This window comes from Nocardia sp. NPDC004718, from assembly GCF_053601535.1.
Genome location: NZ_JBSGCA010000034.1, coordinates 59,320 through 78,613 on the forward strand (window position 1 = coordinate 59,320; position 19,294 = coordinate 78,613).

Annotated in this window: 19 protein-coding genes and 1 pseudogene; 5 read left to right on the top strand and 15 right to left on the bottom strand. The window is 67.2% G+C overall.

The window, feature by feature from the left end:
- Positions 1-3: 3 nt before the first annotated feature.
- The 5 genes from ACWEH3_RS24330 to ACWEH3_RS24350 form a co-directional block, all read right to left on the bottom strand.
- Entirely contained in the window at positions 4-1,854 is a 1,851-nt protein-coding gene (locus tag ACWEH3_RS24330) for an SCO2524 family protein (protein ID WP_450019533.1), read from the bottom strand.
- A 218-nt stretch (positions 1,855-2,072) separates the two neighbouring features.
- On the bottom strand, positions 2,073-2,231 hold the full coding sequence (locus ACWEH3_RS24335) for a hypothetical protein (protein ID WP_450019531.1): 159 nt from the start codon (positions 2,229-2,231) through the stop codon (positions 2,073-2,075).
- Between the two features lie 749 nt (positions 2,232-2,980).
- Positions 2,981-4,201 carry a PucR family transcriptional regulator gene (locus ACWEH3_RS24340; RefSeq protein WP_450019529.1) on the bottom strand — a complete coding sequence of 407 codons (1,221 nt, stop codon included), beginning with the start codon at positions 4,199-4,201 and terminating at the stop codon, positions 2,981-2,983.
- 1,262 nt (positions 4,202-5,463) lie between these two features.
- Positions 5,464-5,934, bottom strand: a complete 471-nt coding sequence (locus ACWEH3_RS24345; RefSeq protein WP_450019527.1) for a DIP1984 family protein — start codon at positions 5,932-5,934, stop codon at positions 5,464-5,466.
- Between the two features lie 69 nt (positions 5,935-6,003).
- Complete coding sequence (locus ACWEH3_RS24350) at positions 6,004-7,230, bottom strand: FAD-dependent monooxygenase (RefSeq protein ID WP_450019525.1); 1,227 nt, start codon at positions 7,228-7,230, stop codon at positions 6,004-6,006.
- Positions 7,231-7,304: 74 nt separating this feature from the next.
- Here ACWEH3_RS24350 and ACWEH3_RS24355 point away from each other — a divergent pair, with 74 nt between their 5' ends.
- Positions 7,305-7,862: a TetR/AcrR family transcriptional regulator gene (locus ACWEH3_RS24355; RefSeq protein ID WP_450019523.1), complete on the top strand. Its 558-nt coding sequence runs from the start codon at positions 7,305-7,307 to the stop codon at positions 7,860-7,862.
- Positions 7,863-8,093: 231 nt separating this feature from the next.
- On the opposite strand, the gene ACWEH3_RS24360 is transcribed toward ACWEH3_RS24355, so the two are convergent.
- Positions 8,094-8,465 carry a hypothetical protein gene (locus ACWEH3_RS24360; protein ID WP_450019521.1) on the bottom strand — a complete coding sequence of 124 codons (372 nt, stop codon included), beginning with the start codon at positions 8,463-8,465 and terminating at the stop codon, positions 8,094-8,096.
- Positions 8,462-9,025 carry an RNA polymerase sigma factor gene (locus ACWEH3_RS24365; RefSeq protein ID WP_450019519.1) on the bottom strand — a complete coding sequence of 188 codons (564 nt, stop codon included), beginning with the start codon at positions 9,023-9,025 and terminating at the stop codon, positions 8,462-8,464. Before ACWEH3_RS24365 ends, ACWEH3_RS24360 begins: the two co-directional genes overlap by 4 nt.
- Positions 9,026-9,297: 272 nt before the next feature.
- Between ACWEH3_RS24365 and ACWEH3_RS24370 the strand changes: the two genes are divergently transcribed.
- Positions 9,298-10,263: a DMT family transporter gene (locus ACWEH3_RS24370; RefSeq protein ID WP_450019517.1), complete on the top strand. Its 966-nt coding sequence runs from the start codon at positions 9,298-9,300 to the stop codon at positions 10,261-10,263.
- 105 nt (positions 10,264-10,368) lie between these two features.
- Here ACWEH3_RS24370 and ACWEH3_RS24375 read toward each other — a convergent pair whose 3' ends face one another.
- Positions 10,369-10,950, bottom strand: coding sequence for a TetR family transcriptional regulator (locus tag ACWEH3_RS24375; protein WP_450019515.1), 582 nt, complete (start codon positions 10,948-10,950; stop codon positions 10,369-10,371).
- Positions 10,951-11,047: 97 nt separating this feature from the next.
- Here ACWEH3_RS24375 and ACWEH3_RS24380 point away from each other — a divergent pair, with 97 nt between their 5' ends.
- Positions 11,048-12,028, top strand: coding sequence for a zinc-dependent alcohol dehydrogenase family protein (locus tag ACWEH3_RS24380; RefSeq protein ID WP_450019513.1), 981 nt, complete (start codon positions 11,048-11,050; stop codon positions 12,026-12,028).
- Positions 12,029-12,049: 21 nt separating this feature from the next.
- Here the strand turns inward: ACWEH3_RS24380 and ACWEH3_RS24385 are convergent.
- From ACWEH3_RS24385 to ACWEH3_RS24410, 6 genes and pseudogenes are all read right to left on the bottom strand, one after another.
- A pseudogene (locus tag ACWEH3_RS24385) lies at positions 12,050-12,277 on the bottom strand (helix-turn-helix domain-containing protein); the annotation flags it as partial.
- A gap of 49 nt (positions 12,278-12,326) precedes the next feature.
- Complete coding sequence (locus ACWEH3_RS24390) at positions 12,327-13,298, bottom strand: DNA polymerase domain-containing protein (RefSeq protein ID WP_450019511.1); 972 nt, start codon at positions 13,296-13,298, stop codon at positions 12,327-12,329.
- 415 nt (positions 13,299-13,713) lie between these two features.
- Positions 13,714-14,337: an NAD(P)-dependent oxidoreductase gene (locus tag ACWEH3_RS24395; protein ID WP_450019509.1), complete on the bottom strand. Its 624-nt coding sequence runs from the start codon at positions 14,335-14,337 to the stop codon at positions 13,714-13,716.
- Positions 14,337-14,780: an SgcJ/EcaC family oxidoreductase gene (locus tag ACWEH3_RS24400; RefSeq protein ID WP_450019507.1), complete on the bottom strand. Its 444-nt coding sequence runs from the start codon at positions 14,778-14,780 to the stop codon at positions 14,337-14,339. The genes ACWEH3_RS24395 and ACWEH3_RS24400 overlap by 1 nt, the downstream gene beginning before the upstream one ends.
- Positions 14,777-15,511 carry an SDR family NAD(P)-dependent oxidoreductase gene (locus ACWEH3_RS24405; RefSeq protein WP_450019505.1) on the bottom strand — a complete coding sequence of 245 codons (735 nt, stop codon included), beginning with the start codon at positions 15,509-15,511 and terminating at the stop codon, positions 14,777-14,779. The genes ACWEH3_RS24400 and ACWEH3_RS24405 overlap by 4 nt, the downstream gene beginning before the upstream one ends.
- Positions 15,508-16,146, bottom strand: a complete 639-nt coding sequence (locus ACWEH3_RS24410; RefSeq protein WP_450019503.1) for an SgcJ/EcaC family oxidoreductase — start codon at positions 16,144-16,146, stop codon at positions 15,508-15,510. Before ACWEH3_RS24410 ends, ACWEH3_RS24405 begins: the two co-directional genes overlap by 4 nt.
- Before the next feature lie 163 nt (positions 16,147-16,309).
- Here ACWEH3_RS24410 and ACWEH3_RS24415 point away from each other — a divergent pair, with 163 nt between their 5' ends.
- Complete coding sequence (locus ACWEH3_RS24415; protein ID WP_450019501.1) at positions 16,310-17,374, top strand: glycerophosphodiester phosphodiesterase family protein; 1,065 nt, start codon at positions 16,310-16,312, stop codon at positions 17,372-17,374.
- Positions 17,375-17,474: 100 nt separating this feature from the next.
- On the opposite strand, the gene ACWEH3_RS24420 is transcribed toward ACWEH3_RS24415, so the two are convergent.
- Complete coding sequence (locus ACWEH3_RS24420; RefSeq protein ID WP_450019499.1) at positions 17,475-18,170, bottom strand: type 1 glutamine amidotransferase domain-containing protein; 696 nt, start codon at positions 18,168-18,170, stop codon at positions 17,475-17,477.
- A gap of 344 nt (positions 18,171-18,514) precedes the next feature.
- On the opposite strand from ACWEH3_RS24420, the gene ACWEH3_RS24425 reads away from it, so the two are divergent.
- Positions 18,515-19,198 (top strand): PAS and ANTAR domain-containing protein, encoded by a 684-nt coding sequence (locus tag ACWEH3_RS24425; protein WP_450019497.1) that lies wholly within the window; start codon positions 18,515-18,517, stop codon positions 19,196-19,198.
- Positions 19,199-19,294 lie beyond the last annotated feature (96 nt).

Sequence of the window (19,294 nt, forward strand, 5' to 3'; positions counted from 1 at the left end):
CCCCTACCGTGTCGCGTCCCGGCGGGCGTAGGCCAGTTCGTCGAGCTGGACCAACGCCTGGGTGGCCAGGCTGTAGGCGGTGCCGGGTCGTTCGCGCAGCACGCGGCGGGCCCGGTCGAGCGACTGCCGGATCCGGTTGATCGACGCCTGTTTCGGCGAGCGATCCTGGCCCTCGACCTCCAGTTCCTCCTGATTGAGCAGATGCTCGGCCTCGCTGAGCAGGTCCACCGCGCGGGCGACCATCGCCTGCGGAGCCAGCGGCGGTTGCTCGAAGGTGCTGTACGCGATGACCAGGCACTCCATCATTCGCTCCGTGACGAACCAGGACGGCCCTTCCGTCCGTACCTCGCCCGCGCCGACCAGCCTGCCGATGTCGTCCCACAGACCGACCACCGAGCCGTTCCGCAGCACCCGCCGGTCGAGGTGATCCATCGCCGCCTCGGCGAGTTCCATCAACCGGTCTCGGGTGTCCACGTCGGTGCGCAGGCGCGCGGCATCGAGGCAGCGTTTGAGCAGCAAGGTCGCGAAATCCGGCACATACCAGATCAATCGGGATCCGTCGGCGACGTCCTCGCTGCCGGCCAGGTTCAGTCGCACACCCGGGAAGTGCAGCGGCGCGGCCGGATCATCGACCGTGAACCGGCTGGTGATGCGCCCCCGGCGGGCCAGCTGGTCGAGCACCGACACCGTGCGCGCCAGATCCTCGGTGCTCTCCCGGTAGACCAGGTCCTGGATGAGCACGGCGGCGACCACGAGACTGAAGTACTCCGATTCCTCGCCGTCGGAGGTACGCCACGGGATGTCCTCCAGCGGCCAGCGGCCACTGTCGAAGCGAGCGACCCTCGACCAGTAGTTGCGGGTCAGCTCGAAGCGCAACTGCAGCGCGTCGGCGAGCGTGCGCTGCTCGTCGGTCAGCAGATCGAGTTCCCGGATGCGCTGCGACGACAGGTCGCTGATGCCGTCCAGGGCAACGGCCGTGAAGTACAGGTACGGACGGGATTCGGCGTGCCCGGGCGTGCTGCTGACCCGGCCGGGCACGAGGTCGATGGGTTCGGCGCTGCGCACGATGCCCCAGCTCCATCCGCATTCGAACAGCCGCCCGTCGTCGGCGATATCGATCTCGGTGGTCTGGCTGAGCCTGACCTCGTTGGCCGCCTGCACCCGCAGGCGTTCCAGCTGTGTCGACAGCCGTTCGATGACCTCGTCGGACGGCGTGCGGGACTGATTGAGCATGTAGACGATCGACTGGCCGTATTCGGTCTTCGGCTCCGGTGTGTGGATGACGAAACTGCGGACCAGGCCCGCCATCGCCGCGGTGAGCCGCGCGCTGACCTGTTCGATCACCATGGGGATCCGCTCGCGCAGCTGGCGAGCCTCCAGCCGGACCTCGCCGCTGACGAAGCGCATGAATCCGCGCAGGAACCGCAGCGCCGCGATGCACAGACTCAACGACATCGAGTACGAGTCGACGACCTCCACCGCCTGTTGACCCGGGGTGAGCGGAGTGTCGTCGCCCGAGCGCAAGTAGGAGCCGCTGGCGAAGATCGGTTCTCCGTCGGGTCCGGTGTAGCGGCGCAGATAGTCCTCCACCAAGTCGACCAGGACGCTGCCGATGCGGGTCTCCTCGCCGAACGGGGCGAGCGCGGACCGGACGTCGGGACTCATGTCGTTCGGCTGGTCCAGCGCGAACGCCGCGATCTCGGTAGCCGGATACAGCAGGCAGAGCAGTTGTTCGGCGTCGCTGATCGAGTTGGCGCCGTCGCGCCCGCCCCACGTCCACGTTCCGTTCCGATAGGAGTAGGCCAGCACCGCTCGCCACAGCTCGAGCAACTGCTGCCTCGGCCGAATCCTCATCTTTCTCGGACCTCGCCCCCGCATTCGACCGGCGGCGCCGGACGTCGTTACCTAGAGTGTGCCCCGCGAATGTTCACTTAGCCAAGCACCCTTTGCAGGACCGCCGGTTGCCGCGAGACATCCTGCGCTGCACGTTGTTCCGCGCAATCTTCGCGCGTCCGACGGGCTATTGCACGGCTACTGTTCCGGCGGCGCTGCCCGCGACCGGCGACGCGGCGTCAGCCCCGGCCCGCGGTGAGTTCGCTGATCACCGCGTAGAAGTCCGCGGTCTGGAAGGAGAGACCCTCCGCGGTCGTCGCGTAATCCAGGGTGGCCAGCACCGCCCGTTCCCGAGCATGTCCGAGCAGTACTCGAGACTGGAACCCGGTTCGACCCACTCGGACCGCCGCCCCCGCTTCCCCTCCAACGGCGAACTCGAATTGTGGGAGTGGTTCCTGACCGATCAACCCACCCCGGCCATCGTCGCGGTGTCGGTATTCGACCCGCCCGCGACAGCTGGTTGCGCCACCGGACGTAGTCACCGATCGGCGCGTCCTGCTCGGCATGGCTGCGATGGTCGGCACGAACACCGACTCGACCTCGTTGTCCGAACACCACGCCCGGCCCTCAGCACGCTTGCGGACCGAGTAGTTGTCGCAGATCAGATACAGTTTCTCGAGATCATTTCCATCGCCGCTGCCGACACCGCGGTTGCGGCGGAATGAGTTTCGTCCAGAAGTCATGGCGTACCGCGTCCCATAACTTGGTCATTTCCGGAAGGAGTTCTCGCGCTTGTGCGAGATCCGGAAAGTTCTCGGGGCCGAAGGATACGATCGGCGTGGCGCCGGATGCCTCGTGGACGGCGACAATGGAGATCAAGTGGTCTTGGAACATCCGCCATGTCACGCGTAACCCTTCGACCTCGGTTCTTCGCATATCATTCATGTTTCATTTCCAACTCGTAGACTCTGTTCCACTGCATTTCGATCTTTATCAATGTCGACCTCTTACTGATTTCGGTTTCACGAATACCATCGGCCGGGTCACGTCCGGGCATGGATGAGAAACCCGAACATGACACCTATATCGCACCTACTGACGCTCGCCGCGTGAGGAGTAATTCGGCGCCCGCCCGACCGCACTCGGATCAGCTGCGGTAGGTGCGGGCAACCAACGCCGAACGCAGGCGCCACAGCCCGCTCGGCTGGGCGGGATCGAAACCTGTGAGCTGACCGATCCGCTTGAGCCGGTAGTCCACGGTGTTGGTGTGCACGTGCAGTAGCCGCGCAGTGCGCTGGCGGTTCAGGTTGTGCGCTATATGGACCTGCAGAGTCTCCAGCAGTTCCGGATATTCATCCAGTGGATCGAGCAGCGACCCGAGCTGTTCCCGGGCGGGGCCGGGGCGGGTGAGCTGGTATTCCAGAGCCAGCTCGTCGAAGTGATACAGGCCGGGCACCGACCCGAGCCGGGTGACCATGTCGAGCAGTTCGTGGGCTTGATCCGCGGCGGTGGGCACGGTGTCGGTAGAGGCGGTGACCGCGGTCGCGGTGATGTGCACGCGGGCCGCCCGCGACAGATGCCCGATCAGTTCCTTCAGGTCGTCCTTGGTGATGTGATCAGCGGGGATGAGCAGAGTGCCGCCGTCGACCGAAAGCAGCGAAAGGACGCTGTCGTCGCAGCGGGTGGCCAATTCCGCCTGCACACGCCGGAGTTTGCGGCGGGCAACGACTTTCGCATCCAGCAATGGGTTGGACTCGTCCGGGTGAGAAGGAATGGCGAGGGCTATGACGCGATATCCGTCGGAGATGTCGATGCCACACTCGCGTGCCATGGTGGAGGTGGGGTGCCCCCCGAGCAGCGCCGAGGTGAGCGTGTGCACCGCGGTGTGGTGCTCCGACACGACCGCGCGCAGTTCACGCACATAGGCCGCCGAGACCGCCGTGGTCATGGTGTCGAGCATTTCTACGACGAGTTTGGCGCCGTCGAGGATGCTTTGATAGTCGTCCGTGCTGACTGTGAGCATCGGCTCGGTGTCCGCTGGGCCGGAGGCACGCTGCTCGGCCAAAGCTGCGGACACCACCAGGTCGAAGCCGATCTTGAAGCCCTCATGGATAGCGTGGTGAATGGTACCGATGGGCACGCCTTCGCGAGCCCATTGTGCTGCGGCCTCCTCGAGTTGCCCGGTCTTCTCCGAAATATTGCTGCCGTCCAGCATGCTGACCGCCAGCTCCAGGCACACGCGGGTGATGATGGTGATGTCGCCATGGATCGCGTCACCGGGCAAGGTGCCGCAGGGGGCGACGGTTTCCACGAAATGCCCGACCATCTGCCGTGACAAGGCGCGCACGTCTTTCAGCGGCAGCGACATGGGCCGACCGGATACAGTGAGACCTTGCCGTCCAGCGAAGGTGAGAGACATCGTCGAGCTTCCTTCCACCCCCGTTAACTGCGCTATTGCACCAGCGTAACTAGCGCAAGAACGCAGAGAACGGTTTACTCCGAGTAACGTGATATTCGGCAAGCGCGGTCGGCAAGCGATAGTGAGAGTTCACAATGGCGGTCGGCTGCACTGCGACCGGACGTCCGAGATACCGCGGAGCGGCGATTTGAGCATACCCGGGGGCAAATGGTCGAAAAAGAGGGCAACCGGCGAGTGCAACGGCGCGAACCCACACCTCTCGCGCATGCATGCCCTCCGTCTCCGCAGCAGACACCGTGCGGCGGCCTGGGCCGCGTGAAGCTTGGCCGAGCATGCGAGCAATGGAATGTTCGTTTCCCTAACCAAGGTCCAGCGCGCCAGCTGCTTTGCATTGATACAGGCGGATCGAGCCGACGCTGCCCAACTCCTCCCGGACGGGCGGCCCACAAACCTACTGGACGCTGGACCGGTATAGCACATCTCCCAATATGCTCCCAGCCTGGCGAGTCGCCAGTGAACCGATACTTATGGCAACAATAAGCGACATCAATACCAGAGGGAATGAACGGTTGAGGAGCGCCGCCCTTTGGAGTGATCCACGCGAGGAGAAATAGAAGAGTTCTGACCGAGTTGCCTGACAGCCGTTTCGTTGCCGACCGGATCTTGCGTTCCCAAGGCGTCGGCTTCACGAATCGCCATAAGCGAGCGCATTTCGGGCCACCATGACTCATCGCTGCCCGCGAAGCAGTCTGGGCGTTCTGCACCGCTTGCCGCGTTCCCGCGGGTGTGCCGCCGTTCAGCTCGATAAGTAGCGAGCTGGCGTTACCCAACGCATGCGCAACTGCGATTCCATCACCGGCTGCGGTGGCGGCTTGGGCGGCGTCGGCGTCGCACGTCCTCCAATCGTCCCGTGTCGTAGTGGACCCTCGACGACGACGTACGCCCCGGCCTGCCGCCCCTGCCGTGCGGCGGACTCTGGATCGACGCGAGAGGTGGAGTGCCCCTGACCCGCCCTCGTCGTCACGGATCTGCACATGGTGGTGTGCTGTGTGCTGTGCACTGTCTCGTGTGCGCGGTGCTGGGCTGCGGTGTGAGACGGGGAATCGAACCCCTCGCACTGCCCATCGTGCGCCGAGAAAGTGGGCCGAATATCCCGTCGGCCCGTCGGTTCGTGCACGCCTCCGTGACGGCTACCCGCTCCACCTCTCGCATCAATCCAGCAGGTCGACCTCCCAGTTGGAGCGCTGGATGCGCACGTCGAGTTCGCGCAGTTCCTTGGCGAGGTCATCGGCCTGTCCGCGAAGTTCCGCAACCGGCAACGCCGAGAACATCTTCAACTCGGATCGCAGCTGGCGCGCGTACCCGGGCTGCCCCTTGCCCGCGGCGGCGTCCGCCGCAGCCGTGACGAGAGAGTGCCGCAGCCGCAACGCATCCCGGCGGGCCAGCGCGTCGGTCAAGGTGCCGTCGTCTCCGATCCGCGCGGCGGCGTTGGTCCGATTGATGCGCCGGATCAGCGTCTCGTATTCACCGAGCACCTGTCCGGCCTCCGCCAGCAGATCCGCCGCGTCCTCGGCGGGCTCCTCCCCCTCCTGATAGCGAGCGTTACTCACGATCCGAGCACGCAACTGTTCGATCCGGCGCGCCGAATCCGCGCGCAACGCCAACGCCTCCGCCAACTTCACTTCCCCACCTCCGGACATCTACCCATGAACGGTCGAGTATCGACCATGTCACGGTAGGAGTCACCCGAATTAACGCCCTGAGGCTCGCTCGAGGTCCGCGTAATCTCCGGCCGAGATGGTGCGGGCGACTTTCTGCGGGGCGCCGCCGATCAGGCCCCGCCACGGCAGGTACGGCAGCAGGCGCACGTTGAGATCGCGGAAGCGAATCATCGCCTTGCTCGCGGGTGCGTACCACCCGCCCACGCCCTCGGCGAACTTCTGGCAGGCGTCGACCATGGGCCGCATCCGTTGTTCATAGCGAGCGAACGCGATGCTGTGATCGCCTCCGGCGGCGGCCAACTCGCCCGCGAGGGTGTAGGCGCCGACCAGGGACAGGTCCGCGCCCTGCCCGGACAGCGGCGACGCGCAGTAGCCGGCGTCACCGACGAGGGCGACGCGGCCCTTGTGCCAGCTGTCCATGCGGATCTGCGCCATCGCGTCGAAGTAGAAATCCGGCGCGGTATCGAGGTGGGCGAGCAGCTGCGGTACCTGCCAGCCGAGGCCGGCGAAGGTGTCGGCGACGATCTTCTTCTGCGACTCGATGTCGCGGTAGTCGTAGTCGATCGGGTCGGATGCCCACGCGAAAATCGCTTTGGCTTGCGTGTTCTCCCTGGCGCTGTAGGCACCGGCGATCTTGCCGGGAGTGTTGTAGTCCAGCTCCCAGTGATCGAGATCGAGGAAGTTCGGGATCGTGTAGATGCAGATGTAGTAGCCCATATGCCGCGCGAACTGCGACTCCGGCCCGAAAACCGATGTGCGCGTGTGGGAATGAACGCCGTCGGCGCCGATGACCAGGTCGAAGGTGCGCGGTTGGGCGTGCTCGAAGCTCACCCGCACGCCGTCCTCGTCCTGCACCAAGTCGGTGATAGAGTCACCGAAGAGGTATTCGACGTCGTCGCGCGTGGCTTCGTACAACACTGCCGCCAGATCGCCGCGCTGGATCTCGGTGTCCCCGTTGGCACCGACACCGTTGAACGTCTCGCTGCTGATGCTGGCACGCGTCTTGCCGGTGGCGTCGACGTAGGAGGTGCCGCGCTTGCCCGTGCTCATCTCGTGCACCCGGTCGAGCAGGCCCATGCGCCGCACCACCTCGGTGGCGGTGCCCAGCACGTCGATGGCCTGCCCGCCCTCGCGCAGCGTCGGCGATTTCTCCACGATCGTCGGGGTGAACCCGTAGCGCTTCAGCCAGAAGGCCAGGGCGGGACCGGCGATGCTGGCGCCGGAGATCAGGACGTTTCGGTTGCTCATCTGCCGCATGCCAGGAACCGTACAACCCTGTTGCGCATATGCGCAAGACAAATGTCTAAGGCGATTGCGCTACCATGATCCGTATGGGAAACCGTGAGGATCTGCTGGCGGGCGCACGCCGCTGCCTGTTCGACAAGGGCTATGCGCGTACCACGGTGCGCGACATCGCCACCGCCGCCGGGGTGAGCATGGCGGCCATCGGCTACCACTTCGGCACCAAAGAGGCCCTGCTCACCGAAGCGCTGGCCGAGGCGACCCGCGAATGGGGCGCCGATCTCGAACACGCGCTCACCCGGTTGCCCGACGAGACCGACCCGTGGCAGCGCTTCGCCGACCGCTGGGACGCGGTGCTGGCCACGCTCGCCGCCCATCGCGGGGTGTGGTCGGCCACCTTCGACGCGCTGGCCCACCCCGAGGCCCGCGCCCGGCTCGCCGAGAACCTCGACGAGGCCCGTTCCGGCTTGGCCCAGCTCTTCGACGGCGTCGACGAAACCGACACCGCAGCGGCGCGCAGCCTCGGCACCCTTTACCAAGCCATGCTCACCGGCGTCGCGGCGCAATACCTCATCGACCCCGAGAGCGCGCCGACCGGAAGCGACCTCGCCGAAGCCCTGCGCCGCATCACCGATCCCACTCGTTGAGATCGTCGGCCGCGTAGGACACCACCGCCTCCTGCTGCCACCGGGACCGGGTGAGATTCCGGCGGCAGGTTGGTGTCGAGCCACCGGCCGGACCAGGACGACTGTGCCAGCGGCGATTCCGCGCCGGTCGGCGCGGCGGCGGTCAGCTCAGCGGGCGCACGGCCACCCGGACCGCACCGAGCCGAGTGCACCCCGCGATCATGCGCTCGGCCTCGATGGACGACGGCCTCGTCAGTCCCGGGGTGAGTAGGCCCGCGGTGACCGAACCGCGACACCGTGATCGGCGAACAGCGATACCGCCGGGTCGGGCGCTCGCTCGACTGTCGTGTGCTCTGTCCGACCGTTCCCGGCAGCGGTCAATCGACACCGACCGTCGGCGCACGAACGCTGCAACCGGCCTCGGGAGATCGTCTGCACCAATCCGATCGCCCAGCAGGTCGGGCACCCGCGTAGCGCGAGCAGGCCCACCGGCGCGAGCAGCAAGCTGAACGCCCCGAATACCGGCAGCAATGCGATCGCGCCGATCAGCGCGCCGAAGCCCGCGACACCGCGGGCCAGGTGCCGGGGCACCGAGGCGCTGGCGAAGCTTCGCTCGTCGGTCATTTCGTTCGCTCCGCTCCGGAGTGCGGCCACGGCGTATTCCGCAGCTCGTGCTGGACCGTCGCGCGGGCGCGGTGCAGCCGTGACTTCATCGCCGCGACGCTGAGCCCAAGCATGCCCGCGACCGTGCGGCCGCTGTATCCCTGCACATCTCGCATGATCAGTACCCGCCGCTGGTCGGCGGGCAGCGCCGCGATCACGGCCGCCACCCGGCCTGCTTCGAGCCGCCGCACCGCCTCCTCCTCGGCCGACGCCACGGCGGCGTCCGGAATCGTGTCGGGCTGCCCGGTTTTCGTTCGCCACTGCCGCAGGCACTCGTTGCGGACGATGCGGAACATCCACGACGCCAACGCGCCGGAGGCCCGCAGGGTCCCAATCTTGCGGTAGAGGATGATCAGCGCCTCCTGTGCGGCGTCCTCCGCGTCTTCGGCGGAGGCGCACAGTGTGTGGGCGAACCGGCGAACGTGCGGATAGGAGCCAGATACCAGTGTGGTGATCGCCGCGGCGTCGCCTTCGCGCGCCGCGACGACCAATTGCTCGTCGGGCCAGACCCGGTCAGTCACGGGAGCGGCTCCGGCGGCGAAGCAGCGTCACGCTGCACCAGCCGACCAGCACGGCGGCGACAGCGATAGCGGCAATGATCACAACGACCTCCTCGTTACCGTGCCGACCCGGTTGCCGGCACGACTATGAGAGGACCGACCGCGGGAAAAGGATTCACACCGAATCTCAGCACGACGCCACGCGTGTTCGAAGCACTGCTCGGTCCTGCGCACCTCGCCATCGCGCGGATAATCGGATGCCCGCGCCGATCCTTCGGTTGTAGCGTCGGCCGATGCCCAATGGATCGCAGCGGCAGCGATTTCCGGGAGCGGTGTCACGCGGAGCTCGGGCACGGCCCCGGTCGGCGATGGCCGTGGGCGCGCTGGGCGTCGCGACCTCGGGGATCTTCATCGATCTGTCCGGCGCCGCACCGGCCACCGCCACGTTCTTCCGTTGTGCGCTCGCGTTGCCGTTGCTGTGGCCGCTGGCCGATGGTGAACGCGGCCGGGAAGGTGCGCTGTCCTGGCGACAGGCCGCGGTCGCCGGCACGGCCGGTGTGCTGTTCGCCGCGGACGCGCTGCTGTGGACGCGAGCGATCTACGAGGTCGGCGCCGGGTTGACCGCGGTGCTGGTGAACGCGCAGGTCGTCATCGTTCCGCTGCTGGCGCTGCTCATCGACCGCGAGCCGATCCGGGGCGCGTTTCTCGTCGTCTCGCCGTTCCTGGTGGCGGGCATCCTGCTCACCGGCGGCGTCTTCGAGACCGGAGCCTCCGGCAGCGACCCCGTGGCGGGCACGGTCCACGCCGTCCTCGCCGCGCTGTGCTACTCGGCGTTCCTGTTCCTGCTGCGCCGCGGCGGGCACAACGGGCAGGTGGTCCGGTCCTACCGGGTGGTGCTCCTGTCCGCGGCCGTCGTCGGAGCGCTGTGGCCAGGGGTCACATTCACGCCGGGCTGGTCCGCTCTGGGTTGGCTGGCCCTGACGGCGGTGTGCGGCCAGATCGGCGGCTGGCTGTTGATCGCCCTGGCCACCGCCCACCTGAGCAGCACGGTGAGCGCGGCCATGCTCATGCTGACCCCGGTCGGCGCCCTCACCTTGGCGGCGGTCGTCCTCGGCGAGCAGCCCACGATGCTCCAGTTGGCCGGCTGCGCACTGATACTCGTCAGCGCCTACGCGGCTTCGACGTCCGGCTCCGGACGACGCCGGATCACGGCCACCGTCCGGAAACGACTGGGCGACTCGCGAAACGCCGCAGCCTGAAATCCGCAGCCGGTACGACCCGGAGGTGTGGAACTTCTTCGCCCACGGCATCACCGGCCGCCACGTCCAGCCGAGCGAGATTTCCGGAGGTGTCGCCCGCGCGGGTCACCGCGATGGTTGCGTCCGGCGCTCGAGGGTTGCCAGAAAGCTCTCGGCGGCGTCCTGGACCCGGTCGCGGTCGCCGGTGGCGAGCAGGTCGAGCAGCAGGCCGCGGATCGTGGCGATCACCAATGTGGCTGCGCGAGCCGCGGTCTCGGGGTCGGTGTCGGACGCCTGTGCTTCGCACAGTGCGATCTTCCAGTCGGTGACGACATGGTCGAGGAAGTCGGCGAATTGGCGCGGAGCTTGCAGAGCGCGCCCGTAGACGGCGAAGAACAGCTTGAACTCCGCCCACCGCCGCGGGTCGGAGCTGCGGGTCCAGACCGCCCGGGCTGCCGTCGCCAGGTCGGGATGCGCGCCCGCCGCGTCACCGGTGGCAGCGAACATGCGCCGCCGCAACCGCTCGAGGATGGCCTGAAGCATTTGTTCTTTGGTGCCGAAGTGGTGCACCAGGGTGGTCGGTGAGACCCCGAGGCCTGCCGCGACCGGCCGCCACGACAGTTCGGAGAGCCCATGCTCGATCGTGTAGTCGACCACCGCCTCGAGCAGCTCTTCCCGGTGTCGATGGTCGACCGGCCGCCCTGCCATCGGTGCGCTCCCTCGTTCGCGGATTGACATTCCTAAAACGACTGTACTAGAAATGATTCTTAGAACAACTGTACAAGGAATTGAGTCAGGAGCCCCCATGTCACGAGTCGTCGTCTTCGACGAGACCGGCGCCCCCGAAGTCCTGCGTATCGTCGACGAACCGGTCGGCCATCCGGGCATCGACGAGGTGCGAATCAAGGTCGAAGCCGTCGGCATCAATCGACTGGACCAGATGGTGCGTGCGGGCATGTCCCCGCGGCCGATCCGAATTCCACACGCCCGCCTCGGAGTCGAAGCAACCGGAACGATCGATGCCCTCGGCCCTGGAGTCGAGGGATGGACGATCGGCGATGCGGTCATCGTCACCGCCGTGCCCGACATGGACATCAACGGCACCTATGCCGAACATATCGTCCTGCCCGCCGATCGGGTCATCGCTCGACCCGCCGGGCTGGACGCCACGAGCGCCGCAGCGCTATGGGTGGCCTACTCCACCGCCTACGGCGCGCTCGTCGAGAAGGCCGCGATGCGACCCGGCCACCATGTCCCGATCACCGCCGCCTCCAGCTCTGTAGGCCTCGCCGCCATCCAGATCGCCAAGCAGGTCGGCGCCATTCCCCTAGCCGTCACCCGGCACGCCGCGAAGCGGGACATCTTGCTGGCCATCGGCGCCGCCGCTGTCATCGTCACCGACCACGACGATGTCGTCGAGGCCACGCACCGGCACACCAACGGCGCAGGCGCCGACATCGTCCTGGACTCCGTCATGGGTCCCGGCCTGGCCGATCTCGCCGACGCGACCAAGCCATTCAGCGGCACCCTGGTCACGGTGGGCTGGCTCGATCCCCGGCCCGCGCCGTTCCCGGCGAGCCCGATCACCATGATCCGGTACATGAGCTTCGAGCACGCCCTCGACCCGGTGGCAGTGCGCCGCATCGCGGCATTCCTGACCGCGGGCATCCGCACCGGTGCGCTGCGCCCCACCGTCGACAGCGTGTTCACCCTCGATGACATCGTCGCCGCACACCACCGCCTGGAACAGGGGCATCAGGTCGGCAAAATCGTCGCCACCATTTGACCCTCGCGTGGCGTTCAGCGGGACTTGCAGCCCGGCGGCCAGGGCGTCGAGGACGGATTCGGAGGCGCCTGCGAGGCTGCCGCGTTCCATGCGCACGTAGTAGTCGACCGAGACCCCGGCGAGCAGGGCGACCTCTTCGCGGCGCAACCCGGCCACGCGGCGGTTGCCGCCGTAGGCAGGCGGCCCAGCCTGCTGCGGGGTCAGCCGCGCGCGGCGGGTTCGCAGGAACTCCCGGATTTCGCTGCGCAGTTCCCATGATCGCGCACTACCCGGCGTTGCCGGATGTCCTTGGCCCTGATCAGCTGGTCCGGGGCGTGTCCGACGCGCGGCGTGCCCGGGCGCGCCGTTTGCCCTCGTGCATCGCCTGAACCCGGGCCACTGGAATCGTGTGTCCCTCCTCGATCAGATCCGGAGGAAGATGCTGCGGGGCAGGCATCTCCGCCTGCCACGGATCGTTGTCACCGAGCAGGTCCGGCACGGTCCGCACAGTGAAATCGGACGGCGTCACCTCGTCGAGGTCCGACCAGCGCAGCGGGAACGACACGGTGACACCCGGACGGATACGCGGACTGTAGGCGGCGGCAACGGTGGCACCACCCGCACGGGTGGCGTCGAGAAAGACCTTGCCGTGGCGGTCTTCCCGGATGAACGCTGTCGTGCCGACCGACGGATCGATCCGCTCGGCTCGCGCCGCCACGGCCCGCGTCGCCGCGGCCGCGTCCTCGACATCGGTCCCCGGGACCACCGGCACGAACACGTGCAATCCTCTGGAACCGCTCGTCTTCACTGCTCCGGACAGCCCGTCCGCAGTCAGCGCTTCCCGGATCAGCCGGGCGCCTGCCACGGCGTCGGCGAAAGTCTGTCCCGGTGCGGGGTCGAGATCGAGCACAAGATGTGTGGGTTCCGGTGCGGATTCCGCGAGGAACAGGGTCGGGTGATATTCGACCGCCCGCTGATTTCCGAACCAGATCAGGGTCCGCAGGTCGTCACAAAGCGCGTAGGTGATCTCCCGCCGCGAACTCTCCGCCCAGACCTTCGTCCGCGCCACCCACTCCGGCGTGTACTTCGGGAGGTTTTTCTGCATGAACGGCTCCTGCCCCGGCCGCACCCGTACCACCGACAGCGGCCGTCCGCGCAGCACTCCCAGTAACCGTTCCGCGGCGAACTCCAGATAGTCCACCAGATCCCTTTTGCTCGCCTCGGCCTCGTCGAACAACGGCTGATCGAGATTGGACAGTTCGACGCCGTGACGCAGCTCGCCTCCCGCCATCGCTCCACTCTCCCTACCACCGGGCGCCGGTCGATCACCGGGGGTGGCGAACTGGTTTCCCACCCGTTCTCGCACATTCACGCAAATTGCCTATGCCCGAACCGAATGAGCGACACACGTATCCATGGCCTGAGAGAACTCGAAACTCCGATCTCATGGACCATCGAAACTGCTGTTCAGGCCTGCGCAAACTGCCGCTGTGCCGCTGATAGGCGACGATACACGTTCCCTGGCGGCCCCGTCACCAGGCATTTCGTGCCGGATCGCCCCATCTGGCGGCAGTGTCACCCATCGTCTCCGGCATGCGCGGGCAAGTGACGAGGCGGAACAAGCCGGTCTGCGCGACGACACAGCCATGTCGAGGAACAGCCGTGCCCGGAAAGCCTCGACCAACAGCTCGCCGCGTTGGTCGCGATCACGACGAGACAGCGACAACGGACCGGTAGGTGTGCGGGTCGTCGATGGCGTCGAGGAGATAGTCGGCGAGGTCGGCCCGCGAAGTGCGGGGACCGACCTTACCTTTCGCCCCCACCGAGACTCGCGGACTGCTGTCGGCCTGCGCATCGGTCAATCCCGTGGGGCGGACGGAGGTCCAGCGCAGAGCACTCTGGGCGAGTAGGTGTTCCATGCGCGCCATATCCGAGTAAGTGTGCCGCAGGACCCTCCGCAGGACGGCGCCGAGGACTCTGGCGCCCGGGCCCGCGTCCGCCGGGAGGTCCAGCGCCGCGGAGGAGATCACCAGCAGCCGCCCTCCCGGACGCATGGCGGCGATGATCTCGGCGGTGGCAGCGGAGTAGACGGTCGTGGGGCCGCGCCCGGTCGCGCCGAGCGCGGAGATCACCGCGTCGTACCCGTCGAGCAAGCCGGTCAACGCTCCCGCGGCACACGGGTCGGCCGTCACCACGGTCGACCCGAGCCCGGGCGCCACAGTGGTGGCCGGGCGGACGATCGCGGTGACGCGATGTCCTCGTACCAGTGCCCGGTCGACCACCATCCGCCCTGTTCGGCCGGTGGCGCCCATGACCGCGATCGCGGCCATCAGTGCGCCGCGGGACGGGTGGCGGGCTGGGTCAAGAAGGACACGGCCTCCATCAGCGGCTTGCGCTGGGTCTTCTGCACGGCCGCGATGCGCCACTGTCCGTCGGTGTCGCGGACGACGGTGTAGGTCGCGAGCTTGCCGAGCTTGCCCGGCTGCCGCTTCGAGGATTCGGCGCGGGTCACGACGACGGCGGCATCCGGTCCATAGCAGCGGATTTCGACAATGTCGACGGTCAGACGCGTGCCTTTCAGGAAGCTGTCGAACAGGGCTTGGTGGGCCCGGCCGATCTCCGCACCGCCGTGGTAGACGGTGCCGACATAGGTGACATCCGTGGCGTCGTCGGTGAAGCAGGCGCCGTAGGCGGCGCCGTCGCCGCGATCCCACGCTTGCCTGCTGCGCTCGATGAGGGCGCGGATGGCAGCGGTGTCGGTGCTGGTGGTCATTTCGATCTCCTTCGGTCGGCCAGCAGGGCCAGGGCGGCCCGGCGGGGGAACAGCCGCAATACGGCGATGAGTGCCCGGTTGAACGGGCTGGTGAGTACAACGGCACCGGACCGGCCGGACAGAGCTTTTCGCGCACGGTCCACCACCTGCTCGGGTGTCTGGACCAGCCAGGGCGGTACGTCGGTGGCGGTTTGCGAGGCGGTGGCGGTGACGCCGGGGCACAGAGCCAGCACCCGTACGCCGCGTACGCGCTGCTCGTGCCACAGCGTTTCGGACAAGGCCGTGACGAACGCCTTGGTAGCGCTGTAGACGGCGAGGCCCGGCTTCGGTGTGTGCCCGAGCGTGGAGGACACGTTCACCAGGACGCTGCCGGGGGCGGCCGCCCCGAGGAAGGCGTGGGCCAGCACGACCACGGCCCGGCAGTTCACCTCCAACGTGGCGATCGACGCTTCGAGCGCCACCTCGGTGAAATCGCCGTGCGCGGCGGTCCCGGCATTGTTGACCAGCAGCGTGTAACCACCGCCGCGAAGCCGTTCCGCGACCGCCCGCAGTCCCTCTTCGGTGCCGAGGTCGGCGGCGAGATGGTCGTGTCCGTCACCGAGTTCGGCGAGCAACATCTCCAGCGCTTCGACCCCGCGCGCCACTATGGTCAACGAATAGCCCTGTGCTGCCAGCGATTCAGCGAATGCGCGTCCGATCCCGGCACTGGCGCCGGTCACCAACGCTCTCACCGTTCGGCCTCCGGCTTCGTCGCCGGGTCGAACAGGAACGAGATGCGCTCCATGACCGGCTGCCGCTTGGTGTTGTGGAAACTGGCGATCCGCCACTGGCTGTCGGCTTCGCGCACCAACGTGTAGGTCTGCGTCTTGGACAACTCCGCCGGGCGATCGCCTTCGTAGCGGTCACCTCGGCTGGTGACGATCGCCACGTCGGCACCGTAGAAGCGCACTCCGAGAAAGGAGTCGGCGAGTTCGGTGCCCTTCAGGAATCCCGAGAACAGGGCCCGGTGCGCCCCGGTCAGATCGCGGCGGCCGACGTAGTGGGTGCCCAGAAAAGTGGTGTAGGTGGCATTTTCGGTGAAGGTCGCGCCGAACGCTTCGGCGTCGTTGCGGCCCCAGGCCGCCGTCATGGTGGCGATGGTCCCGCACACGGCCCGCAGATCGTCGGCGCTGCCACCGTCGGCGGCGACCCGCGTGCACTCCATGACGCCGGTACTGCGGACATCCGAGGTCCGGTCCAGCCACACGTACCCGCCTCCGCCGACGACGCCGAGCGTCAGCGCGGCGACCCCCACGGCTCGCGCCACGGTGCGTCGCCGCGGCCCGCGCGAGGTAGCCGGTTCGGTCCCTGCGATAGCCGACGTCATGGTGAAATCCCTTCCCACAGCATTTTTACTGCTCCTAAGATGTATCGTCTGTGAAGCAGTTTCTTCGTTGAAGAAGAGATTAGAGAAGACGCCCCTGCCTTGTCAACACGCCCGTTCACCGCTTCTCCACTCGGGTGGGGTCGGGTGGCGGCACGATGAAACGATGCGGCGGATGTGCGCGGGTGTGGTGGCGGCGCTGGTGACGGGCGGTGTGCTGACGGCGGCAGGGCCGGTGGCGGCCGATGGTCCGGCCGCGTTCGATCTGCAAGCCCATCGAGGCGGGGCGGGGCTGGTGGCGGAAAATACGCTGCCCGCGTTCGCGAACGCGTTGGAACTCGGGGTGAGCACGCTGGAGCTGGACGTGCAGATCACCGCGGACGGATACGCGGTGGTCACCCACGATCGCGATCCGAGTCCGGCGAAGTGCGTGGACACGGCGCCGGCCGTCGCGGGCGACCCGAAGTTCCCCTATGTGCCGAGGACCACCTACATCCGGGACCTGACACTGGCTCAGGTGCGGACGATCGATTGCGGTTCGGTGCCGTCCGCGGATCACCCGGAGCAGCGCAGGGCGCCGGGAGCGCGAATGCCGTTGCTGGCCGAGGTATTCGATCTGGTGCGCGCGTATGGCGCCGATCAGGTGATGCTGAACATCGAGACCAAGGTCGAGGCCGCCGCCCCGGAACAGACCGCGCCGCGCGAGCAGTTCGTGGATGTCGTCGTGGCGGAGATCCGCCGGGCGGGCATCGGGCGGCAGGTCACTGTCCAGAGTTTCGACTTCGGCGCCTTGACGCGCCTGCGGGAGGTGGCCCCCGAGCTGCCGACCGTCGCGTTGACCGACGGCGGGCCGAAATTGCAAGCCGGAGAGCCCGGTGGCTCACCGTGGCTGGGTGGTATGGATATCGACGACTTTCCGGGATCGTTGCAGGAGAAGTACGTCGCGGCCGCGGCGGCCATCGGCGCGGCCGCGATCTCGCCGGTGCACGGCACTCCGCAGGACGGCACCGTCACCGACCCCGGCTACCGGCCGTTCACCACGTCCGAACTCGTCCGCGCGGCACATCGCCGCGGCATGCGGGTGGTGCCGTGGACGGTCGATGACCAGCCCACCATGGCCGCTCTGCTCGACGTCGGGGTGGACGGTCTCATCACCAATCGCCCGGACGTACTGCGCACACTGCTGTCCGACCGCGGGTACCGCCTACCACCGGCATACCACCGACCCTGAGCGATCCCGCGCGGGCGACCCGGCATGCAGACTGCGCCGATCGGGACGGCGACGCGGCCGCCGCTCATCTTTCAGCGATCGGGTAGACCGGGTCCCGTGATCAACCGAGAGTTTTCAGCAGTTCGTCCGCCACCCCTGCGGAGGAAGCCGGATTCTGGCCGGTGATCAGCGTGCGGTCCACCACCACATTCGGCGCCCACGGATCGGCCTCCCGGAAGTCGGCGCCGATCTCGACGAGCCGGTCTTGCAACAACCATCGGGCCTTGTCCGCGAAGCCCGCTTGGGTCTCTTCGGCATTGGTGAACCCGGTCAAGGCATAGCCCGCGAACGGGTTCGCGCCATCTTCCCCCTTGGCGGCGAGCAGAGCCGCGGGAGCATGGCACACCACCGCCAGCGGCTTGCCGGAGGTCAGGATGGTGGCGAGCAGCCGACCGGAGTCGGCGTCGACCGCGAGATCTTCCATCGGCCCGTGCCCGCCGGGGTAGAACACCGCCGCGTAGTCGGCGAGGTCCACCTTCGCCAGGTCGACGGGGTTGTTCAGCTCGGCACTCGTGCCGATCACCCGCGCTCGATGGTCTGCGGTCTCCTGACCGCCGTTGGCCTCGGGCGCGAGGCTGCCTTTGTCCATGCTCGGTACGACGCCGCCGGGTGTGGCCACGACGATCTCGTGGCCCGCCTCTTTCAGCTTTTCGAAGGGCACCACGAATTCCTCGGCCCAGAAGCCGGTCGGGTGCTTCGTCCCGTCGGCCAGCGTCCAGTGGTCGACTCCGGTCATCACGAAAAGGATCTTCGACATGGTGTGTTGTCTCCGTCGTCCGGAACCCGCTCGGTAGGGTTCGCGTCATCGAGGCCCGTCGCGCTGGTCCGCGTGGCACCTGGAGGAATCGGTCCCACGCGCCTGGATCGTCAGCGACGACACTGTCGACGCTAGCCTTCGGCAACCATGGAATACCAATAAGATGACCGATTTCGGACATCGATTTTTGGATGGATCTCCGCAGACGACTCCGATTCGCGGCCGTTCCCGTTTCACTTTTTCCTTCGGCCGGGCGATGCGCAGCCGCGAGCCGGTCACCGGTCGGTCACGCAGCGCCGCCCCTCCCGCCTGACCTGGACTTGTTTACGCGCCATACTGGACCGGTGACGGAGATAGGTCAGTGCGAGCAGGAGACTGCACGCAAGATGCTCGGTGGTTGCCCCGATATCGGCAGCTTTCGCTTCTGGTTCGCCGACCAACGGTGGGAATGGTCGGACGACGCCGCCACGATCTACGGGTACGCACCGGGAGAAGCCGAGCCGTCCACCGAACTTCTGCAACGCCACCTGCACCCCGACGACCGCGAGCGCGTCGCCCACACGCTCGCCGACGCCATCGAGACCGCCTCGCCGTTCTGCACCCGTCACCGGATCATCGACACCGAGAACGAGACGCACGACGTGATCGTCATCGGCGACCAGCTGTTCGACGAGCAGGGCGCCGTGGTGGGTTCCTCCGGTTACCTCATCGATGTCACCGAGACGCTCGAAGACAACCGGCAGGAAGCCCTCGACGACCTGCTGCCGGACGTGATCGACGCGCGCGCGGTGATCGAACAGGCCAAGGGCGTCGTGATGTTCGTCTACGGCGTCAACGCCGATCAGGCGTTCCGGGTACTGCGCTGGCGCTCGCAGGAGACCAACATCAAGATCCGCGCGCTGGCCGAGCAGCTCATCGCCGACGTCGTCGCGATGGGCGGTGCGCTGGTTCAGCAGCGCACCCGCTTCGATCATGTCCTGCTGACCCTGCACCACCGGGTCACGCCAACGGAACCCGGCGCGGGCTAGCTGTGATGTCCAGGGAGGTTGTCCGGCCTACTCACTGTGGTGAGTCCGGCTGACAGGTGAAGGCCTCCGGCTGTGAAGTGGAGCTGTCTAGGAACC

Coding starts and splice junctions, on each gene's coding strand:
- ACWEH3_RS24330 (WP_450019533.1), bottom strand. CDS start 1,854: ATGAGGATTCGGCCGAGGCAGCAGTTGCTCGAGCTGTGGCGAGCGGTG.
- ACWEH3_RS24340 (WP_450019529.1), bottom strand. CDS start 4,201: ATGTCGCTGCCGCTGAAAGACGTGCGCGCCTTGTCACGGCAGATGGTC.
- ACWEH3_RS24350 (WP_450019525.1), bottom strand. CDS start 7,230: ATGCGGCAGATGAGCAACCGAAACGTCCTGATCTCCGGCGCCAGCATC.
- ACWEH3_RS24355 (WP_450019523.1), top strand. CDS start 7,305: ATGGGAAACCGTGAGGATCTGCTGGCGGGCGCACGCCGCTGCCTGTTC.
- ACWEH3_RS24360 (WP_450019521.1), bottom strand. CDS start 8,465: ATGACCGACGAGCGAAGCTTCGCCAGCGCCTCGGTGCCCCGGCACCTG.
- ACWEH3_RS24370 (WP_450019517.1), top strand. CDS start 9,298: ATGCCCAATGGATCGCAGCGGCAGCGATTTCCGGGAGCGGTGTCACGC.
- ACWEH3_RS24375 (WP_450019515.1), bottom strand. CDS start 10,950: ATGGCAGGGCGGCCGGTCGACCATCGACACCGGGAAGAGCTGCTCGAG.
- ACWEH3_RS24380 (WP_450019513.1), top strand. CDS start 11,048: ATGTCACGAGTCGTCGTCTTCGACGAGACCGGCGCCCCCGAAGTCCTG.
- ACWEH3_RS24390 (WP_450019511.1), bottom strand. CDS start 13,298: ATGGCGGGAGGCGAGCTGCGTCACGGCGTCGAACTGTCCAATCTCGAT.
- ACWEH3_RS24395 (WP_450019509.1), bottom strand. CDS start 14,337: ATGGCCGCGATCGCGGTCATGGGCGCCACCGGCCGAACAGGGCGGATG.
- ACWEH3_RS24400 (WP_450019507.1), bottom strand. CDS start 14,780: ATGACCACCAGCACCGACACCGCTGCCATCCGCGCCCTCATCGAGCGC.
- ACWEH3_RS24410 (WP_450019503.1), bottom strand. CDS start 16,146: ATGACGTCGGCTATCGCAGGGACCGAACCGGCTACCTCGCGCGGGCCG.
- ACWEH3_RS24415 (WP_450019501.1), top strand. CDS start 16,310: ATGCGGCGGATGTGCGCGGGTGTGGTGGCGGCGCTGGTGACGGGCGGT.
- ACWEH3_RS24420 (WP_450019499.1), bottom strand. CDS start 18,170: ATGTCGAAGATCCTTTTCGTGATGACCGGAGTCGACCACTGGACGCTG.